This window comes from Pseudomonas sp. SK3(2021) (genome assembly GCF_016772375.1).
Lineage (GTDB): Bacteria > Pseudomonadota > Gammaproteobacteria > Pseudomonadales > Pseudomonadaceae > Aquipseudomonas > Aquipseudomonas chlororaphis_I.
This window is the reverse complement of the sequence record NZ_CP061943.1, coordinates 6,427,853-6,446,989: the sequence shown is the minus strand read 5'-3', so window position 1 is coordinate 6,446,989 and position 19,137 is coordinate 6,427,853. Positions and strand designations below refer to the sequence as shown.

The following is a 19,137-nucleotide window of genomic DNA, read 5'->3' as shown; positions in this document are numbered from 1 at the left end:
GCACCCGCTTCGCGCATTATCGCGGGCAAGCCGCGCGCTCACAGAATGGTGTGTTTCTGTAGGCGCGCGGCTTGCCCGCGATGCTTTTTAGAGGAATGACGCAATGCGTGTGTGGATCGATGCCGATGCCTGCCCCAAGGCGGCGAAGGATCAGGTGGTGAGGTTTGCCCTCAAGCGTCAGTTCGAGCTGGTGCTGGTGGCGGGGCAACCGCAGATCAAGCCGGCCTTTGCCTGCGTCAAGCTGATCGTGGTGCCCAGCGGCCCGGATGCGGCCGACGATTACCTGGTGGAACACGCGGTGCCGGGCGAACTGGTGATCTGCAGCGACGTGCCCCTGGCCGACCGGCTGGTGAAGAAGGGTGTCGCCGCCCTCGACCCGCGGGGCAAGGAGTTCGATGCGCAGAACATGGGCGAGCGGTTGGCGGTGCGCAACCTGTTTACCGATCTGCGCGAGCAGGGGCAGGTCGGTGGCGGGCCAGGTGCTTATGGGGACCGCGAGAAGCAGGCCTTCGCCAACGCCCTGGATCGGATCCTGACGCGGCTGGCGCGTCAGGCCTGACGATTCCAGCGAGGCGAGGGCGCTTGCCGGCTCGCCGCGGCTGCGGGGTTATTCGTCGTTTTCGTGGGTCAGTTCCAGCACCCGATCCACCAGCTTGTTGATCCCGGCCGCTGCTTCGCTGATGGATTGCGCGAGCATGTAGGCCGGGGTGCTGACCAGCTTGCGCGCCTTGTCCTCGATGATGTCGCCGACGGTGCATTCTGCGTGGGTCGCGCCCATCTTGCTGACGGCGGCCGCAGTGTCGGCGTCATTGCCAATGGTGCAGGTGACGCCCGGGCCGTAGATCTTCGCCGCCAATGCCGGCGAGATGCAGATCAGGCCCACCGGCTTGCCGGCTTCGGCGAAGGCTTCGGTCAGCGCCAGGACATCCGGCTGGACCGTGCAGCCGGCCCCTTCCACGGCGAAGTTGGAGAGGTTCTTCGCCGAGCCGAAGCCGCCAGGCACGATCAGTGCGTCGAAGTCTTCGGCGTTGGCCTCGCGGATGTCTTTCACCTGGCCGCGGGCGATGCGCGCCGATTCCACCAGGACATTGCGCGACTCGGGCATCTCTGCGCCGGTCAGGTGGTTGATCACATGCAACTGGGCGATGTTCGGGGCGAAGCACTGCACCTGGGCGCCGCGCTGGTCCAGGCGCAGTAGGGTGATGACGCTTTCATGGATCTCGGCACCGTCGTAGACGCCACAACCGGAAAGGATCACTGCAACTTTTTTGCTCATGGTTTTTTCTCCAGATTCATGGCGTTAAATGTCCACTAATTTGTCGTCCGTTGCCATAGGGTTATCCCGCCGCCCGACCTAATCTTCGATCAGGATTCCGATCAGGTCGTGTCATGAATTTTATCCTTTATGCGGTGCCGTTCTTCTTTGTGCTGATCGCCCTCGAGCTGCTGGTCGACCGCTGGCGGGGGGTGAACAACTATCGGGTCGCGGACGCTATCAACAGCCTCAGCACCGGGGCCTTGTCGACCACCACCGGGCTGCTGACCAAGGGGGTCGGCCTGGTGACCTACGCCTTCGCCCTGGAACACCTGGGGCTCTTCACCCTATCGGCCGAGAGCGCCTGGGTCTGGGTGTTTGCCTTTGTCCTCTACGACTTCTGCTACTACTGGCTGCACCGCATGGGTCATGAGCGCAACATTCTCTGGGCGGCGCATTCGGTGCATCACCAGAGCGAGGACTACAACCTCTCCACGGCGCTGCGCCAGACCAGCACCGGCTTCTTGCTGAGCTGGATCTTCTACCTGCCGATGGCCGTGCTGGGGGTGCCGCTGCTGGTGTTTGTCAGCGTGGGCGCGCTGAACCTGCTGTATCAGTTCTGGGTGCACACCCGGCACATTCCCAAGCTGGGCTGGTTCGAATGGTTTTTCGTCTCGCCGTCCAATCATCGGGCCCACCATGCACAGAACGCTCTCTACATGGATCGCAACTACGGCGGGGTGTTCATTATTTGGGATCGGCTGTTCGGCACCTTTCAAGAGGAGGACGACAACGAGCCGGTGATCTTCGGTGTCACCACGCCCCTGGCGAGTTGGAACCCGGTGTGGGCCAACCTGCAGTTCTATGCCCAGTTGCTCGACGATGCTCGGCGTGCCGAGCGCTTTTGGGACAAGCTGCGGATCTGGTTCATGCGCACCGGCTGGCGGCCGGCGGATGTGGCGACCAAATACCCGTTGCGCAAGCCTGACCTGAGCCAGTTTCGCAAGTTCGAGGTGCCGCTGGATGGCTGGCAGCAGGGGTATGTGGTGTTGCAGTTCGCGGTGTACGCCGCCTTTGGCAGCTACCTGATGAATCTGGGCGACAGCCTGCCGGTCGCGGCCCTGGTGCTGGGCTGGAGCGCCATGGCCTTTGGTCTGTTCGTGCTGGGGGTGGCGCTGGAGAATCGCCCGTGGGCGCTGAAGATGGAGTTGCTGCGGCTGGCGTCGAACCTGCCGCTGGTGTGGCTGGCGCCTCTGCTCGGGCTGTGGCCGGCCAGCGCCTTGGGCTGGGTCGGCCTGATCAGTTACAGCCTGCTCAGTGGCATTGCGCTTTACTGTTGCCGGGGCCGTCTTACTCGACTGGCGTCTTAGACTTGCAGCAATCGCTCTGCTCGTTCTGCTTGACCTGTTCGGCTTCGTAGATCGCCTTGGCCAGCCGCGCATTCTTGAAGCGGCGGCGCAGCCACAGGGCAAAGCCCAGGACCAGCAAGGCGCCGAGTACCCACAGCTCGTATTTCTTGATGCTGCCCAGCATGCCTTCGAGCACGGCGCCGAAGTGATAGGCCGCGGCGGCCAGGGCAGCGGCCCAGATCGCCGCGCCAATGCCGTTGAGCAACAGGTAACGTCCCGGCGGATACCCCGACAGGCCGATGGCCACCGGCATCACGGTGCGCAGGCCATAGACGAAGCGGAAGCTCAGCACCCAGATGTCCGGATGCCTGCGGATATGCTCCAGCGCCCGATCGCCCATCAACTGCCAGCGCGGCTTGCGTGCCAAGAGTTTGCGTCCGTGCTTGCGTCCCAGGAAGTACCACAGCTGGTCGCCGGCATAGCTGCCGAAGAAGGCCACGACCACCACCAGGTTGATGTCCATGTATCCGCGAAACGCAAGAAAGCCGGCCAGGACCAGGATGGTCTCGCCTTCGAAGAATGTGCCGAGAAAGAGGGCGAAGTAGCCGAATTCCTGAAGAAATTGTTGGAGCATTGTCTGGATGCTGGCGAAATGAACGCGCAGCCTACCCCTTCGAGCCCATGGAGGAAAGTATCCAAATGTGTCTCGACGTGAACAAATGCTGGCTGGACAATAGCTGCGACTACCGGTCACAGGGTTAAGCACAACTGTCATCCGTTCGTCATAATGGGCGCTTATAACTGTCACGCTCGCCCGCCTGCTCGGGCTCAGGAGTCTGTCGTGAGCTTTACCCCAGCCAGCCGTTTGTTTCCTGCCACCCGCCTGCGTCGCAATCGTCGTGATGATTTTTCTCGTCGCCTGGTTCGTGAAAACGTCCTGACCACCGATGACCTGATCCTGCCGGTATTCGTGCTCGACGGTGAGAATCGCCGGGAAGCGGTGGCCTCGATGCCGGGCGTCGAACGCCTGACCATCGACCTTCTGCTGGAGGAAGCGGCGCAGTGGGTCGAGCTGGGGATTCCCGCGCTGGCGTTGTTCCCGGTGACCCCGGCGGAGCTCAAGTCGCTGGACGCCGCCGAAGCCTGGAACCCGAACGGCATTGCCCAGCGCGCCACCCGCGCGCTGCGTGAACGTTTCCCTGAGCTGGGGGTGATCACCGACGTGGCGCTCGACCCGTTCACCACCCACGGCCAGGACGGCATCCTCGACGAAGAAGGCTATGTGCAGAACGACATCACCGTCGATGCGCTGGTCAAGCAAGCCCTGTCCCATGCCGAAGCCGGTGCCCAGGTGGTCGCGCCTTCGGACATGATGGACGGTCGCATCCAGGCGATCCGCGAAGCCCTGGAGCTGGCCGGGCATGTCAATGTGCGGATCATGGCCTATTCGGCCAAGTACGCCAGCGCCTATTACGGCCCGTTCCGCGACGCGGTCGGCTCGGCGCTGAACCTGGGCAAGGCCAACAAGGCCTCCTACCAGATGGATCCGGCCAACAGCCACGAAGCCCTGCATGAAGTGGCCGCCGACCTCGCCGAAGGCGCGGACATGGTCATGGTCAAGCCGGGCATGCCGTACCTGGACATCCTTTGGCGGGTCAAGGATGAATTCAAGGTGCCGACCTTTGTCTATCAGGTCAGCGGCGAATACGCCATGCACATGGCGGCGATCCAGAATGGCTGGTTGAGCGAAGGGGTTATTCTCGAATCCTTGACCGCCTTTAAACGCGCGGGTGCCGATGGCATCCTGACTTACTTTGCCGTTCGTGCTGCTCAATTGTTACGAGAGCAAACATAGCCCTCCCAGGAACACGCGATGAATACCGAAGGACTCACTGAAGTTGCCGTAAAAGAAGCCCAACCCGTGGTCGAGCAGGTTGTTGAAACACCTCCGGAGCTGGAAGCCCCGCCGGTACAAGCGGACGCGCCGCATGTGGCGATGCCGACCCTGGTCATCCCGAGCCTGGATGACAGCAGCCTGTATATCCATCGCGAGCTGTCGCAACTGCAGTTCAACATCCGCGTGCTGGAACAGGCGCTGGATGAGTCCTACCCGTTGCTGGAGCGCCTGAAGTTCCTGCTGATCTTCTCCAGCAACCTGGACGAGTTCTTCGAGATCCGCGTCGCCGGCCTGAAGAAGCAGATCACCTTCGCCCGTGAACAGGCCGGTGCCGATGGCCTGCAACCGCACCAGGCCCTGGCGCGCATCAGCGACCTGGTGCACGGCCATGTCGACCGCCAGTATGCGATCCTCAACGACATCCTGTTGCCGGAGCTGGAGAAGCATCAGGTCCGCTTCATCCGCCGCCGTTACTGGACCACCAAGCTCAAGACCTGGGTCCGTCGCTACTTCCGCGACGAGATCGCGCCGATCATCACCCCGATCGGACTCGACCCGACGCACCCGTTCCCGCTGCTGGTGAACAAGAGCCTGAACTTCATCGTCGAACTCGAAGGGATCGACGCCTTCGGTCGCGATTCCGGCCTGGCGATCATCCCGGCGCCGCGCCTGCTGCCGCGGATCATCAAGGTACCGGAAGAAGTCGGCGGCCCTGGCGACAACTATGTGTTCCTCTCGTCGATGATCCACGCCCACGCCGATGACCTGTTCCAGGGCATGAAGGTAAAAGGCTGCTATCAGTTCCGCCTGACCCGCAACGCCGACCTGGCGGTGGACACCGAGGACGTCGAAGACCTGGCCCGCGCCCTGCGCGGCGAGCTGTTCTCCCGTCGTTACGGCGACGCGGTGCGTCTGGAAGTGGCCGACACTTGCCCGAAACACCTGTCCGACTACCTGCTCAAGCAGTTCAACCTGAGCGAGAGCGAGCTGTACCAGGTCAACGGTCCGGTGAACCTGACACGCCTGTTCAGCATCACTGGCCTGGACAGCCACCCGGAGCTGCAATACACGCCGTTCACCCCGCAGATTCCCAAGCTGTTGCAGAACAGCGAGAACATCTTCAGCGTGATCAGCAAGCAGGACATCCTGTTGCTGCACCCGTTCGAATCCTTCACCCCGGTGGTCGACCTGCTGCGTCAGGCGGCCAAGGACCCGAACGTGCTGGCAGTGCGCCAGACCCTGTACCGCAGCGGCGCCAACTCGGAAATCGTCGATGCGCTGGTGGACGCGGCGCGTAACGGCAAGGAAGTCACCGCGGTGATCGAGCTGCGCGCACGCTTCGACGAAGAGTCCAACCTGCAACTGGCCAGCCGCCTGCAAGCGGCCGGCGCGGTGGTGATCTACGGCGTGGTCGGTTTCAAGACCCACGCCAAGATGATGCTGATCCTGCGTCGCGAAGCCGGTGAGATCGTGCGCTACGCCCACCTGGGCACCGGCAACTACCACGCCGGCAACGCCCGCCTGTACACCGACTACAGCCTGCTGACGTCCGACGACGCCTTGTGCGAAGACGTCGGCAAGCTCTTCAGCCAGTTGATCGGCATGGGCAAGACCCTGCGCATGAAGAAGCTGCTGCATGCGCCCTTCACCCTGAAGAAGGGCATGCTCGACATGATCGCCCGGGAGACCCAGTTCGCCCTGGACGGCAAGCCGGCGCACATCATCGCCAAGTTCAACTCGCTGACCGATCCGAAGATCATCCGTGCGCTGTACAAGGCCAGCCAGTCGGGCGTGCGCATCGACCTGGTGGTGCGGGGCATGTGCTGCCTGCGTCCGGGGATCGCCGGCGTGTCGCACAACATCCATGTGCGTTCGATCATCGGCCGCTTCCTGGAGCACACCCGGGTGTTCTACTTCCTCAATGGCGGCGAGGAGCAGATGTACCTGTCCAGCGCCGACTGGATGGAGCGCAACCTCGACAAGCGTGTCGAGACCTGCTTCCCGGTCGAGGGCAAGAAGCTGATCCTGCGGGTCAAGAAGGAGCTGGAAAGTTATCTCACCGATAACACCCACAGCTGGAGCCTGCAGTCGGACGGCCGCTACATCCGCAACACGCCGACCGGCAACCAGAACCCGCGCAGCGCCCAGGCAACGCTGCTGGAGCGCCTGAGCAATCCGGTGCTGGCGGTGCGCTGAGCCCGGGGTTCATTCAGCCCATGATAAAGCCGGCTTGCCGGCGATGGGGCCCTTTGGAAGGAGCCCATCGCCGGCAAGCCGGCTTTTTTGTGCAGGGTATTTCAGTGCACGTTGAGGGTGATGCCGACCCGGGTCAGCCATTCCGCTTCCAGGGCGAAGTCGGCCTGGGTCAGCTGGTTCTCGTCCAGCCAGTTTGCCGGGAACATCACCTCCAGGCTGTCGCCGGCGGCGTGCAGCGTCACCTGGGGCATTTCCTGGGTACCGCGGATGTGGTGGAAGAGGATGGCGAAACGCAGCAGCACGCACAGGCGGATCAGCTTGCTGCCTTCCTCGCCGAATTCGGCGAACTTGTCCTTGGGAATGTTGCGGCGGTGACCGCGTACCAGTAGCGCGAGCATTTGCTGGTCTTCGCGGGAGAAGCCGGCGAGGTCCGAGTGCTCGATCAGGTAGGCGCCGTGCTTGTGGTAATGGTAGTGGGCGATATCCAGGCCCACTTCATGGACCTTGGCGGCCCAGCCCAGCAGCTCGCGCCAGACGCCGTCCTCCAGGTCCCAGTCCTCGGCCACCTGGTCGAAGGCGTGGAGCGCCTTGCGCTCGACCCGGGCGGCCTGTTCCAGGTCGACGTGATAACGCTCCATCAGCGAGCCAAGGGTGCGCTCGCGCACGTCTTCGTGGTGATGGCGGCCCAGCAGGTCGTAGAGCACGCCTTCGCGCAGGGCGCCTTCGCAATGGTCCATGCGCTGCAGTTCGAGGGCGTCGAAGATGGCTTCGAGAATCGCCAGGCCGGCCGGGAAGATTGCCCGGCGATCCGGCTTGATGCCTTCGAAGTCGATTTTCTCGACGTCGCCCAGCTTGAACAGCCGGCGCTTGAGCCAGGCCAGGCCTTCGGCGTTGACTTCACCGCTGCCGTGGCCACCGGCCTTGAGCGCCAGGCCGATGGCGCGGATGGTGCCCGAGGAGCCGATGGCTTCATCCCAGGTCAGGCGATGCAGGGCGTGTTCGATGCTCATGATTTCCAGGCGCGCCGCGGTGTAGGCCTGGGCGTAGCGCGCTGGAGTGATCTTGCCGTCGCGGAAATAGCGCTGGGTGAAGCTGACGCAGCCCATCTGCAGGCTCTCGCGCAGCAGCGGTTCGAAGCGCTGGCCGATGATGAATTCGGTACTGCCGCCGCCGATGTCGGCGACCAGGCGCTTGCCCGGGGTATCGGCGAGGGTATGGGACACGCCCAGGTAGATGAGGCGGGCTTCTTCGCGACCGGAGATGACTTCCACCGGGTGGCCGAGGATCTCTTCGGCGCGGCGGATGAATTCGCCGCGGTTGCGGGCTTCGCGCAGGGCGTTGGTGCCGACGATGCGCACCGCGCCCAGGGGCATGCCGTTGATCAGTTGGGCGAAGCGCTTCAGGCAATCGAGCCCGCGCTGCATGGATTCTTCGTTGAGTTGACGGTCTTCGTCGATCCCGGCGGCCAACTGCACCTTTTCACCGAGCCGCTCGAGAATGCGGATTTCATTATGGTGAGCCTTGGCCACGACCATGTGAAAGCTGTTGGAGCCCAGGTCGATGGCGGCGATCAGGGACAGATTCTTGGCTTGGGTTTGCGGCATGGTTTGGGGGTCTCGGTCGATAACCTCGCCATCCTGCCACGATCAATCGCTCGCGCCAACGCGCAGCAGTGGCCGAAGACGGGATCCTTGATGCAACGCAGGCAAAAGCGCCGAGCGCTGCACGCTCGATCGCGAACAATCGCGCGTCGACCGGCGGCTCCTACAGGGGAGCGCGGGCTTCTGTAGGAGCGAGCTTGCTCGCGAAACGATCTAACAGCCGCTGCAAAATCTCAGCCAGCCGCCTCATTGGTCCCGATAAAATTTGCCAGTTCTGGCGTCTGAGGGTTGGCGAACAGCACTTTCGGGTCGCCCACTTCATGCACCTTGCCCTGGTGCATGAACACCAGTTTGTCGCCCACCTCCCGGGCAAAACGCATCTCGTGGGTCACCATGATCAGGGTCATGCCGTCCTTGGCCAGTTGGCGCACCACGCTCAGGACTTCGTTGACCAGTTCCGGGTCGAGGGCCGAGGTGATCTCGTCGCACAGCAGCACCTTGGGCGACATGGCCAGCGCCCGGGCAATCGCCACCCGCTGCTGCTGGCCGCCGGACAGGCGGTCGGGGAAAGCGTCGAACTTCTCCTCCAGGCCGACCCGTTTCAGCATCTCCCGCGCCAGTTCGGCGGCCCTGGCCTTGGGCACCTTCTGCACCACTTGCGGGGCGAGCATGACGTTCTCGCCGACGGTCAGGTGCGGGAACAGGTTGAACTGCTGGAACACCATGCCGACCTTCTGCCGTAGGCTGCGCAGGTCGGCGCGAGCGGCGTCGAGGTATTCGCCGTCGACTTCGATGACCCCGTCGTTGATCGACTCCAGGCCATTGAGGGTGCGCAGCAAGGTGCTCTTGCCCGAGCCGCTGCGGCCGATGATCGCCACCACCTGGCCTTCCTCGATACTGAGGTCGATGCCCTTGAGCACGTGATGGTCGCCGTAATATTTATGCAGGGCGGAAATTCTAAGCAGAGGCATGCAGTCTCCTTTCCAGGTAGCGCGCACTGAGGGACAAGGGGTAGCACAGGAGGAAGTAACCGAGCGCCACCAGGCCGTAGACCATGAAGGGCTCGAAGGTGGCGTTGGCGAGCATGCCGCCGGTCTTGGTCAGCTCGGTGAAGCCGATGATCGAGGTCACCGCGGTGCCTTTGACCACCTGCACCGAAAAGCCCACGGTAGGTGCCACGGCGATCCGCAGCGCCTGTGGCAGGATCACATGGCGCAGCTGTTCATAAGGGTTGAGCGCCAGGCTGGAGGAGGCTTCCCACTGGCCATTGGGGATCGAGTCGACGCAGCCGCGCCAGATTTCCGCCAGGTAGGCGCTGGTAAACAGCGTCAGGGCGATGGCCGCCGCCAGCCAGGGCGAGATATCCACCCCCAGCAGGGCGATGCCGAAGAACACCAGGAACAGCTGCATCAACAGCGGCGTGCCCTGGAACAACTCGATGTACAGGCGGGCGAAATGGTTGGGGAAAGCCTTCTTGGAAATGCGCAGGGTCATGATCAGCAAGCCGATCAGCCCGCCGCCGACAAAGGCCACCAGCGACAACAGCAGGGTCCATTGCAGGCCGGTCAGCAGGTTGCGCACGATGTCCCAGAAGCTGAAATCACTCATTGGCTGCTCCTCGCGATATAGCGGCGCCCGACCCAGTTCAGCAGCTGCCGGATCAGCAGGGCCATGCACAGGTAGATCAGCGTGGTCAGGGCGTAGGTTTCAAAGGCGCGGAAGTTGCGCGACTGAATGAAGTTGGCGGCGAAGCTCAGCTCCTCGGTGGCGATCTGCGAACACACCGCCGAACCGAGCATGACGATGATGATCTGGCTGCTCAGGGCCGGCCACACCTTGCCCAGCGCCGGCAGCAACACCACGTGGCGGAAGGCTTCCAGGCGGGTCATGGCCAGGGCCGCCGCGGCTTCCAACTGGCCGCGGGGGATGGCCTGGATGCCGGCGCGGATGATTTCCGTGGAGTAGGCCCCCAGGTTGATCACCATCGCCAGCACCGCCGCCTGCCACTCGGAAATCTGCAGCCCCAGCGACGGCAGGCCAAAGAAGATGAAGAACAGCTGCACCAGGAACGGGGTGTTGCGGATCAGCTCGACGTAGACGCCGAAGAGGGCAGAGAAGGGCTGGATCTTCCAGGCCCGCACCACCGCGCCGACTATGCCCAGGCCGACCCCGAGCAATGCGCCGATGGCGGTCAGCTCAAGGGTGAACAGGGCGCCGCGCAGCAGCAGGCCGGTGTTTTCCAGCACCGGTAGAAAGTCGAACTGATAAGCCATGGATAACCTCCGCGACCGCGATCAGAGGCCGGCCGGCAACGGCTGCTTGAGCCACAGCTGGGCGTTCTTTTCCAGGCTGCCGTCGGCCTTGGCGGTGGTGAGGATCTGGTTGACCTTGTCCAGCAGCTCTGGCTGGTTCTTGTTCACGCCGACATAGACCGGGGAGTCCTTGAGCTTGACCTTCATCGCCGGGATGCGTTTCGGGTTGCGCTCGCTGATGGCGACCATCACCACGTTGCCACTGGCGATCAGGTCGACCTGGCCGGCCAGGTAGGCGGCGATGGTCGAGTTGTTGTCCTCGAAGCGCTTGATGGTCACGCCTTGCGGGGCCACGGCGGTCAGCTCGATGTCTTCGATGGCGCCACGGGTGACGCTGATGGTCTTGCCCTTGAGGTCGTCGAGGGTGGCGACGGGTGCCTCGGGTGGGCCGAATACCGCCAGGTAGAAGGGAGCGTAGGCCTGGGAGAAGTCGATGACCTTCTCACGCTCCGGATTCTTGCCGAGGCTGGAGATCACCAGGTCGACCTTGCCGGTGGTCAGGAATGGAATGCGGTTGGTGCTGTTGACCGGGGTCAGTTCGAGCTTGACCTTGAGCTGGTCGGCCAGCAGTTTCGCGGTGTCGATATCCAGGCCGCGGGGCTTCATGTCCGGGCCGACCGAGCCAAAGGGCGGGAAATCCTGGGGCACGGCTACCTTGAGGGTGCCACGGGCGACGACATCGTCCAGGCCGCTGGCGTGGGCGGGTGCCTGGCTCAGCATCAGACTGGCAAACAGGGCAGAGAGCAGGGCGCTGAAACGCTTGGTCATGGCAAATCTCCGGATTCACGGGAAGTGATTTCTGCGCAGCGACACAGCACAGGCCGTGCCAAACGCCGGTAAAAGTCCTGGAACACTGGGTTTTGCTGGTGTTGTTCGGTCTTACTGGTCTGAACAGTTGCTGGCGTTCCTGCCCTCTTATCGAGCGTCCGGCGGTGTGCCTGAACCCCCTTGGGGCATGACTTGCCGGGCTTGGCGAATAGCTTTACAACTAGCTTTTTCCTGGACCGGCCAGCCTGAATTTTATGAACTCGATCTCCCGCGCCGTACCCGAGGTGGCGCTGCAAGCCATCCGCCAATTGATCAACGAGCGCGGCTTCGGCCCGGGCGATGCGCTGCCGTCGCAGCGCGATCTGGCCGTGCAGCTGGGGGTTAGCCGGGCTTCGTTGCGCGAGGCGCTGTCGTCCTTGAGCGCCTTGGGCGTGATCAGCGTGCAGCCCGGCAAGGGCGTGTTCGTGCAGGCCGCGGAGTCGACGGTCAATGGCGTGGGGCTGAGCTGGCCGTTCGCGGCTCAGGCCTCGCCGACGGACATCTTTCAGCTGCGTTACGCCCTGGAAGGCTTCGCCGCGGGGCTGGCGGCCGTGACACTGACCGCCGACGAGCTGGATGCGTTGCAGGACAATGTCGAGGCCATGCGCAACGAGCTGCGGGCGGCGGATTTCGAGGCGGCGGCGCGGCTGGATTTCGAGTTTCACCAGAAGATCCTGCAGGCCAGCGGCAATCAGGCAATGGTGAGCATTCTCAGTACCAGCGCGGAGATCTTCCTGGAGAGCCAGAAACTACCGTTCATCCGGCCCGAGCGGGCCATGGAGACCTGGCAGGAGCACCGCAAGATCCTGCGCGGGCTGGCCCGGCATGCCTCTGGGGCGGCGCAGAAGGCCATGCAGGAGCATGTGCGGGGCGCGGCATTGCGCACCGGAATCGCTTTTGTCACCCCCGCATAGTTTCCAGTTGAGCTATACCCAAATTCATCGGGCGCCATAGCGAGAGTCAATCAACTCCGGCTTCCTGAACGCGGGAAGGGCGGCTATGATGGGCCACGTTTTTTTGCTTACAACCTGGAGACTTCCATGAGCAGCGATCTTATCAAACACGTTAGCGACGCTAGCTTCGAGGCTGACGTACTCAAGGCCGAAGGCGCTGTACTGGTCGACTACTGGGCTGAGTGGTGCGGCCCATGCAAAATGATCGCTCCGGTCCTGGACGAAATCGCTGAAACCTATAAAGGCAAGCTGACCGTTGCCAAGCTGAACATCGACGAAAACCAGGAAACCCCGGCCAAGCATGGCGTGCGTGGTATCCCGACGCTGATGCTGTTCAAGAACGGCAACGTCGAAGCCACCAAGGTCGGCGCACTGTCCAAGTCGCAACTGGCTGCTTTCCTCGACGCCAACATCTAAGCGTCGTTGTAAATCGCATCAAAAAAGCCCCGTAATTAGCGGGGCTTTTTCATTATTCAGGGCTAGACGCTCAGAAACTCAGGTGTTACATTCGGCCCCGCACTGGTTTCTCCTCTGCCCCCTGCAAGCCGTCGCCGACGCTCTCCTTTTCGAATAAGTACGCGATCCTGTCGCCTTCTCCGCGGCGCGGCATCATTAAGCCAAAAGCTTAATTTCCCCCCTCCATAAATGATTACGTCATTCCTATATGAATCTGACTGAACTCAAGCAAAAGCCGATTACCGAACTGCTCGAATTGGCCGAACAGATGGGCATAGAAAATATGGCCCGTTCGCGCAAGCAGGACGTGATTTTCTCCCTGCTGAAAAAGCACGCTAAAAGCGGCGAGGAAATCTCCGGTGATGGCGTGCTGGAGATCCTCCAGGACGGCTTCGGCTTTCTTCGCTCCTCCGACGCCTCCTATCTGGCCGGCCCAGACGATATCTACGTCTCCCCGAGCCAGATCCGTCGTTTCAACTTGCGCACCGGTGACACCATCGTTGGCAAGATCCGCCCTCCAAAGGAAGGCGAGCGTTACTTCGCACTGCTGAAGGTCGACACGATCAACTACGATCGTCCCGAGAACGCGAAGAACAAGATCCTGTTCGAAAACCTGACGCCGCTGTTCCCGACCGTGCGCATGAAGATGGAAGCCGGCAACGGTTCCACCGAAGACCTGACCGGTCGTGTCATCGACCTGTGCGCCCCGATCGGTAAAGGCCAGCGCGGTCTGATCGTTGCTCCGCCGAAAGCGGGCAAGACCATCATGCTGCAGAACATCGCGTCGAACATCACCCGTAACAACCCTGAAGTTCATCTGATCGTGCTGCTGATCGACGAGCGTCCGGAAGAAGTGACCGAGATGCAGCGCACCGTGCGCGGCGAAGTGGTCGCCTCCACCTTCGACGAACCGCCGACCCGCCACGTGCAGGTTGCCGAAATGGTGATCGAGAAGGCCAAGCGCCTGGTCGAGCACAAGAAGGACGTGGTGATCCTGCTCGACTCCATCACCCGCCTGGCCCGCGCCTACAACACCGTGATCCCGAGCTCCGGCAAGGTGCTGACCGGTGGTGTCGATGCCCACGCGCTGGAAAAACCGAAGCGTTTCTTCGGCGCCGCGCGGAACATCGAAGAAGGCGGTTCGCTGACCATCATCGCCACCGCGCTGGTTGAAACCGGCTCGAAGATGGACGAAGTGATCTACGAAGAGTTCAAGGGCACCGGCAACATGGAACTGCCTCTGGACCGCAAGATCGCCGAGAAGCGGGTCTTCCCGGCCATCAACATCAACCGTTCCGGCACCCGCCGCGAAGAGTTGCTGACCGCCGACGACGAGCTGCAGCGCATGTGGATCCTGCGCAAGCTGCTGCATCCGATGGATGAAGTCGCCGCCATCGAGTTCCTGGTCGACAAGCTGAAACAGACCAAGACCAACGATGAGTTCTTCCTGTCGATGAAGCGCAAGTAAGTCGAGCGGGACCGCAAAAGCCGGGGAAACCCGGCTTTTTGCTATCTGATTATTGATGAACGGCAGTTCACTGTTCTGAACAGTCGGGTTCGGCGCTAAACTGCCAGCCCCGAACGCCACGGCCAAAACGAGGCTCACGCATGCAGTATCGCGACTTGCGCGACTTTATCAGCGGTCTGGAACAGCGCGGCGAACTCAAGCGCATCCAGGTTCCGGTGTCCCCAGTGCTGGAAATGACCGAGGTCTGCGATCGCACCTTGCGTGCCAAAGGTCCGGCCCTGCTGTTTGAAAAGCCCACCGGCTACGATATTCCGGTGTTGGGCAACCTGTTCGGCACTCCGGAGCGCGTGGCGCTGGGCATGGGCGCCGAAGCGGTCAGCGAACTGCGGGAAATCGGCAAGTTGCTGGCTTTCCTCAAGGAGCCCGAGCCGCCCAAGGGGCTGAAGGATGCCTGGTCCAAGCTGCCGATCTTTCGCAAGATCATTTCCATGGCGCCAAAAGTCGTCAAGGACGCGATCTGCCAGGAAGTGGTCATCGAAGGCGATGACGTCGACCTGGCGATGCTGCCGGTGCAGACCTGCTGGCCGGGCGATGTCGGTCCACTGATCACCTGGGGCCTGACCGTCACCAAGGGCCCGAACAAGGACCGGCAGAACCTCGGGATCTATCGCCAGCAGGTGATTGGCCGTAACAAGGTGATCATGCGCTGGTTGAGCCACCGTGGCGGCGCGCTGGATTACCGCGAGTGGTGCGAGAAGCACCCGGGCCAGCCGTTCCCGGTATCCGTGGCTCTGGGGGCCGACCCGGCGACCATCCTCGGCGCCGTGACGCCGGTGCCGGACAGCCTCTCCGAATACGCCTTCGCCGGCCTGTTGCGGGGTAACCGCACCGAACTGGTGAAATGCCGCGGCAACGACCTGCAAGTGCCGGCCACCGCGGAAATCATCCTGGAAGGGGTGATCCATCCGGGCGAGATGGCCGACGAAGGCCCGTATGGCGACCATACCGGCTACTACAACGAAGTCGACAGCTTCCCGGTGTTTACCGTCGAGCGCATCACCCACCGGATCAAGCCGATCTACCACAGCACCTACACCGGCCGTCCGCCGGATGAGCCGGCGATTCTCGGCGTGGCGCTGAACGAAGTATTCGTGCCTATCCTGCAGAAGCAGTTCCCGGAAATCACCGACTTCTACCTGCCGCCCGAAGGCTGCTCGTACCGCATGGCGGTGGTGACCATGAAGAAGCAGTACCCCGGCCACGCCAAGCGGGTAATGCTCGGTGTCTGGTCGTTTTTGCGACAGTTCATGTACACCAAGTTCGTTATCGTCACTGACGACGATATCAACGCGCGCGACTGGAACGACGTGATCTGGGCCATCACCACGCGCATGGACCCCAAGCGCGACACGGTGATGATCGATAACACGCCGATCGACTACCTCGACTTCGCCTCGCCGGTCTCTGGCCTGGGTTCGAAGATGGGGCTCGATGCCACGCATAAATGGCCCGGTGAAACCACCCGCGAATGGGGCCGGGTGATCGTCAAGGATGAGGCGGTGACCCGCCGGATCGATGCCATCTGGAATCAGTTAGGAATAGATTGATGCGTGTAACCTTGCAGCCCTCCGGAGCGGTGCTTGAGACGCTGCCCGGCGAGCGGATTCTCGATGCGGCGCGGCGCCTGGGCTATGAATGCCCGCAAAGCTGCCGCAATGGCAACTGTCATGTGTGCTGTGCCTTGCTGGTGGAGGGCAGGGTCCTGCAGGCCGGCGATGTGCGCGATCACGGCGAGTTCTACACTTGCATTGCAGAGCCGCTGGAAGACTGCATCGTGCTGTGGGATGGCGTCCTTGCGCTGGGAGAGCTGCCGGTGCGCAGTCTGTCGTGTCAGGTCACCGAATGTCTGGAAGTCGGCGGCGATGTCTGGCGGATCCGCCTGCGGGCGCCGGCCGGCAAGCCACCGCGTTATCACGCTGGCCAGTACCTGATGCTCGAGCGGGAGAATGGCGAGAAATCGGCCTTCTCCCTGGCCTCGGCGCCGCACGCCGGGCGCGAGCTGGAGCTGCACGTACTGGTGCGCGAAAATAGTGCACAAAACCTGATCGAACAGTTGCGGCGCAATGGCAACGTGCGCGTCGAGCTGCCGTTTGGCGATACCCACCTGGCCGAGCTGCCGGATGGGCCGCTGGTGCTGATCGCCGCCGGTACCGGCATGGCGCAGATGCACAGCCTGATCGAGCACTGCCGGGCCAAGGGCTTCAAATATCCGGTGCACCTGTACTGGGGGGTGCGCCGGCCGGACGACTTCTACCAGATCGAACACTGGGACGAATGGAAGAAGCTGCCCAACCTGTTCCTGCACAAGGTGGTCAGCGACCTCTGTGGCTGGGAAGGGCGCTGCGGCATGCTGCATGAGGCAGTGAGCGAGGACATTGCCGACCTGTCGGCGGTGCATGTCTACGCCAGCGGCTCGCCAGCGATGATCTACGCGACCCTCGACGCGCTGGTCGAAGCGGGCATGGATGCGCACCAGATGCGCGCCGATGTATTTGCCTACGCTCCGCGGTCCTGAGTTCTCGGGACTGACCCTCGTTATAACTTCCTATATAGCCCATCGGTATTTATTTAATTGGATAAATGCCGGTAGGTTATATGTCACGCATTATTGAAAGTTAAAACTCTTCGATGGCACTTAACTTGCCTTGAAACACTTGAGGCATATGTGTCTTGGAGTTACAGCCGTGCGTTCTATTAAGTAATTCTTTATACGCGGGGAGCCGAACGCTATTCGCCATGACAGCCATTGAATCCAGTTTTTTGAATCTGGCTTACCCTCCGCGCCTCGACCTGGGGCCGCAGCTTACCCACGAACAACTCCTCAGCTCGATGCAGTCCACCATGGCGCGCCACAAGGGTGGGCCGGTCTGGTTGTTTGCCTACGGTTCGCTGATCTGGCGCCCTGAATGTTCGGCGGTCGAGCGCATGCGCGGGCGAGTGCATGGCTACCATCGCGGTTTGTACCTGTGGTCCCATGAGCACCGTGGCACGCCGGAGAAACCGGGGCTGGTCTTTGGCCTGGATCGTGGCGGTTCCTGCAGCGGCTTCGCCTACCGCTTACCGGAAGAACAACTGGAAACCTCGCTGTATGCGCTGTGGCAGCGCGAGATGCCATACCCGTCCTATCGCCCACACTGGCTCAACTGCCGTCTCGAAGACGGTAGCCGGGTTCAGGCCTTGGGGTTCGTTCTGGAGCGACACCTGCCCAGCTATGCCGGCAACCTGCCGGACCATGTGCTGAGCCAGGTATTTGAAAACGCCTGCGGGCGCTACGGCACCACTCGCGATTATGTCGAGCAGACCGTGCACGCCCTGCGTAGCCACGCCATGCCAGACCGTAATCTGGAGGCGCGGCTCAAGCGCTGTAAGTCAGCCACCCACTAGGCAATGGCTTCGCGGCTCTGGCTGGCGACCTGTTTGTGCCACAGGGTCGGGGCCAGGAAGGCCATCGACAGCAGGCAGGCGCCTACCAGCAGGACAAAACCGCCGTCCCAGCCAAAGTGGTCCACGGTGTAGCCCATCGCCGCGCTGGCCGCGACCGAGCCACCCAGGTAGCCGAACAGGCCGGTAAAGCCCGCGGCGGTGCCGGCGGCTTTTTTCGGCGCCAGTTCCAGGGCCTGCAGGCCGATCAGCATCACCGGGCCATAGATCAGGAAGCCGATGGAGAACAGCGCGATCATGTCGATGGTCGGGTTGCCGGCCGGGTTCAGCCAGTACACCAAGGTCGCCACGGTCACCAGTGCCATGAACACCATGCCGGTCAGGCCACGGTTGCCACGGAAGATCTTGTCCGACATCCAGCCGCACAGCAGGGTGCCCGGAATCCCCGCCCACTCGTAGAAGAAGTACGCCCACGAGGTTTTATCCACGGTGAAGTGCTTGGCTTCCTTGAGGTAGGTCGGCGCCCAGTCCAGTACCCCGTAGCGCAGCAGGTAGACGAAGACGTTGGCCATGGCGATGTACCAGAGCATTTTGTTGCGCAGCACGTATTTGACGAAGATTTCCTTGGCGCTGAATTCTTCTTCGTGGCTGGCGTCGTAGCCTTCCGGGTAGTCGTTCTTGTATTTCTCGATCGGCGGCAAGCCGACCGATTGCGGGGTGTCGCGCATGGTGACGAAGGCGAACAGCGCCACCGTCAAGGCCACGGCGGCCGGGACGTAGAACGCCGCGTGCCAGTCGTTGAACCAGCCCATGCCGAGCAGGAACAGTGGGCCGATCAGGCCGCCACCGACGTTGTGCGCAACGTTCCATACCGAAACCACGCCGCCGCGTTCCTTCTGCGACCACCAGTGCACCATGGTCCGTCCGCTTGGCGGCCAGCCCATGCCCTGGGCCCAGCCGTTGATGAACAGCAGGATGAACATCATGGTCACGCTGGACGTGGCCCAGGGTGCGAAACCGAAAATGAACATCACCCCGGCCGATACCAGCAGGCCGAAGGGCAGGAAGTAGCGCGGGTTGGAGCGGTCGGATACCAGGCCCATGAGGAACTTGGACAGGCCGTAGGCGATGGCGATTGCCGACATGGCCAGGCCCAGCTCGCCGCGGGTGTAACCCTCTTCGATCAGGTACGGCATGGCCAGGGAGAAGTTCTTGCGCAGCAGGTAGTAACCGGCGTAGCCGATGAAGATACCGGCGAAGATCTGCCAACGCAGGCGGCGGTAGGTGCTGTCTATTTTTTCGGCAGGCAGAGGCGCCCGATGTGCGGCAGGTCGAAAGAAAGCAAACATTCAAGAGCTCCAGATTTCTTGTTTTGACTGCGGATGCGAATGTTACAGTTTCG

General features: G+C 62.2%; 18 protein-coding genes. 10 read left to right on the top strand and 8 right to left on the bottom strand.

What is annotated here, in order from left to right; translation table 11 throughout:
• The first annotated feature begins 103 nt into the window (after positions 1–103).
• Positions 104–559 (top strand): YaiI/YqxD family protein, encoded by a 456-nt coding sequence (locus IF690_RS28735; protein ID WP_016703198.1) that lies wholly within the window; start codon positions 104–106, stop codon positions 557–559.
• 48 nt (positions 560–607) lie between these two features.
• Here the strand turns inward: IF690_RS28735 and elbB are convergent, their stop codons facing one another.
• On the bottom strand, positions 608–1,276 hold the full coding sequence (gene elbB, locus IF690_RS28730; protein ID WP_202698337.1) for an isoprenoid biosynthesis glyoxalase ElbB: 669 nt from the start codon (positions 1,274–1,276) through the stop codon (positions 608–610).
• A 113-nt stretch (positions 1,277–1,389) separates the two neighbouring features.
• Between elbB and IF690_RS28725 the strand changes: the two genes are divergently transcribed.
• Positions 1,390–2,625, top strand: coding sequence for a sterol desaturase family protein (locus IF690_RS28725; RefSeq protein WP_202698336.1), 1,236 nt, complete (start codon positions 1,390–1,392; stop codon positions 2,623–2,625).
• Here the strand turns inward: IF690_RS28725 and IF690_RS28720 are convergent.
• The gene (locus IF690_RS28720) at positions 2,606–3,238 is read right to left on the bottom strand and encodes a DedA family protein (RefSeq protein WP_202698335.1); all 633 of its coding nucleotides are present in this window, start codon (positions 3,236–3,238) and stop codon (positions 2,606–2,608) included. The two genes, IF690_RS28725 and IF690_RS28720, sit on opposite strands and share 20 nt — an antisense overlap.
• Before the next feature lie 207 nt (positions 3,239–3,445).
• Between IF690_RS28720 and hemB the strand changes: the two genes are divergently transcribed.
• Together hemB and ppk1 are read left to right on the top strand one after the other, a co-directional pair.
• Positions 3,446–4,459: a porphobilinogen synthase gene (gene hemB / locus IF690_RS28715; protein ID WP_202698334.1), complete on the top strand. Its 1,014-nt coding sequence runs from the start codon at positions 3,446–3,448 to the stop codon at positions 4,457–4,459.
• A gap of 18 nt (positions 4,460–4,477) precedes the next feature.
• On the top strand, positions 4,478–6,697 hold the full coding sequence (gene ppk1 / locus IF690_RS28710) for a polyphosphate kinase 1 (protein WP_202698333.1): 2,220 nt from the start codon (positions 4,478–4,480) through the stop codon (positions 6,695–6,697).
• Positions 6,698–6,798: 101 nt separating this feature from the next.
• Here the strand turns inward: ppk1 and ppx are convergent, their stop codons facing one another.
• The 5 genes from ppx to IF690_RS28685 form a co-directional block, all read right to left on the bottom strand.
• A complete protein-coding gene (gene ppx, locus IF690_RS28705; RefSeq protein ID WP_202698332.1) occupies positions 6,799–8,301 on the bottom strand; it encodes an exopolyphosphatase in 1,503 nt (500 codons plus the stop codon).
• Positions 8,302–8,531: 230 nt separating this feature from the next.
• Entirely contained in the window at positions 8,532–9,269 is a 738-nt protein-coding gene (locus IF690_RS28700) for an amino acid ABC transporter ATP-binding protein (protein ID WP_087092513.1), read from the bottom strand.
• Positions 9,256–9,906 (bottom strand): amino acid ABC transporter permease, encoded by a 651-nt coding sequence (locus IF690_RS28695; RefSeq protein ID WP_016703201.1) that lies wholly within the window; start codon positions 9,904–9,906, stop codon positions 9,256–9,258. Before IF690_RS28695 ends, IF690_RS28700 begins: the two co-directional genes overlap by 14 nt.
• Complete coding sequence (locus IF690_RS28690; protein WP_007926722.1) at positions 9,903–10,571, bottom strand: amino acid ABC transporter permease; 669 nt, start codon at positions 10,569–10,571, stop codon at positions 9,903–9,905. Before IF690_RS28690 ends, IF690_RS28695 begins: the two co-directional genes overlap by 4 nt.
• Positions 10,572–10,592: 21 nt before the next feature.
• Entirely contained in the window at positions 10,593–11,378 is a 786-nt protein-coding gene (locus IF690_RS28685; RefSeq protein ID WP_202698331.1) for a transporter substrate-binding domain-containing protein, read from the bottom strand.
• A gap of 254 nt (positions 11,379–11,632) precedes the next feature.
• Between IF690_RS28685 and IF690_RS28680 the strand changes: the two genes are divergently transcribed.
• The 6 genes from IF690_RS28680 (at position 11,633) to IF690_RS28655 (ending at position 17,738) form a co-directional block, all read left to right on the top strand.
• Positions 11,633–12,331, top strand: coding sequence for a FadR/GntR family transcriptional regulator (locus tag IF690_RS28680; RefSeq protein WP_202698330.1), 699 nt, complete (start codon positions 11,633–11,635; stop codon positions 12,329–12,331).
• A gap of 126 nt (positions 12,332–12,457) precedes the next feature.
• Positions 12,458–12,787 (top strand): thioredoxin TrxA, encoded by a 330-nt coding sequence (gene trxA, locus IF690_RS28675; protein ID WP_003206727.1) that lies wholly within the window; start codon positions 12,458–12,460, stop codon positions 12,785–12,787.
• A 247-nt stretch (positions 12,788–13,034) separates the two neighbouring features.
• On the top strand, positions 13,035–14,294 hold the full coding sequence (gene rho / locus IF690_RS28670; RefSeq protein WP_007926725.1) for a transcription termination factor Rho: 1,260 nt from the start codon (positions 13,035–13,037) through the stop codon (positions 14,292–14,294).
• Positions 14,295–14,434: 140 nt separating this feature from the next.
• The gene (ubiD, locus tag IF690_RS28665; RefSeq protein WP_009046125.1) at positions 14,435–15,901 is read left to right on the top strand and encodes a 4-hydroxy-3-polyprenylbenzoate decarboxylase; all 1,467 of its coding nucleotides are present in this window, start codon (positions 14,435–14,437) and stop codon (positions 15,899–15,901) included.
• Positions 15,901–16,869: a CDP-6-deoxy-delta-3,4-glucoseen reductase gene (locus IF690_RS28660; protein WP_202698329.1), complete on the top strand. Its 969-nt coding sequence runs from the start codon at positions 15,901–15,903 to the stop codon at positions 16,867–16,869. The genes ubiD and IF690_RS28660 overlap by 1 nt, the downstream gene beginning before the upstream one ends.
• Positions 16,870–17,090: 221 nt before the next feature.
• A complete protein-coding gene (locus tag IF690_RS28655) occupies positions 17,091–17,738 on the top strand; it encodes a gamma-glutamylcyclotransferase (RefSeq protein WP_023967891.1) in 648 nt (215 codons plus the stop codon).
• Here IF690_RS28655 and glpT read toward each other — a convergent pair.
• Complete coding sequence (gene glpT, locus IF690_RS28650) at positions 17,735–19,084, bottom strand: glycerol-3-phosphate transporter (protein ID WP_202698328.1); 1,350 nt, start codon at positions 19,082–19,084, stop codon at positions 17,735–17,737. The two genes, IF690_RS28655 and glpT, sit on opposite strands and share 4 nt — an antisense overlap.
• Positions 19,085–19,137 lie beyond the last annotated feature (53 nt).